Below are 697 nucleotides of genomic sequence, written 5' to 3'. Positions count from 1 at the left end.
GCTCCCACTGCTTGTACGTATACGGTTTCAGGTTCTATTTCACTCCCCTCACAGGGGTTCTTTTCGCCTTTCCCTCACGGTACTGGTTCACTATCGGTCAGTCAGGAGTATTTAGCCTTGGAGGATGGTCCCCCCATATTCAAACAGGATATCACGTGTCCCGCCTTACTCGTTTTCATCTACGGTTAGTTTTCGTGTACGGGGCTATCACCCTGTGCCGCTGGACTTTCCAGACCATTCCACTAACACCCCATAGACTTAAGGGCTAATCCCCGTTCGCTCGCCGCTACTAGGGGAATCTCGGTTGATTTCTTTTCCTCCGGGTACTTAGATGTTTCAGTTCCCCGGGTTCGCCTCTGCACACTATGTATTCATGTACAGATAACAGCTTATGCTGCTGGGTTGCCCCATTCGGACATCGTTAGCTCAAATGCTTGTTACTAGCTCGCCAACGCTTTTCGCAAGTTACTACGTCCTTCATCGCCTCTGACTGCCAAGGCATCCACCGTATACGCTTAGTCGCTTAACCATACAACCCAAATGAGTTTCACTCACCCGAGTCGCATTGCAACCAGCTTGGTTTTACTTGTCTCATCTCCGGGTAGGAGATGGACCGCCTTAGATTTTGAATATTCAAGACACTCAATAAAGTGTTTTGAGAACTCATGATGCAAGTGTTTCCACACTTACATCGGTT

The 697-nt window shown here is 48.5% G+C and carries 1 rRNA gene; it reads right to left on the bottom strand.

The window, feature by feature from the left end:
- Positions 1-529 (bottom strand): 23S ribosomal RNA (locus LZP73_RS19195); the annotation flags it as partial.
- Positions 530-697: the final 168 nt, after the last annotated feature.

Source organism: Shewanella sp. AS16, from assembly GCF_021412365.1.
GTDB lineage: Bacteria > Pseudomonadota > Gammaproteobacteria > Enterobacterales > Shewanellaceae > Shewanella > Shewanella salipaludis.
The sequence above is the reverse complement of the archived record's forward strand: the minus strand, read 5'-3'. Positions and strand labels throughout refer to the sequence as shown.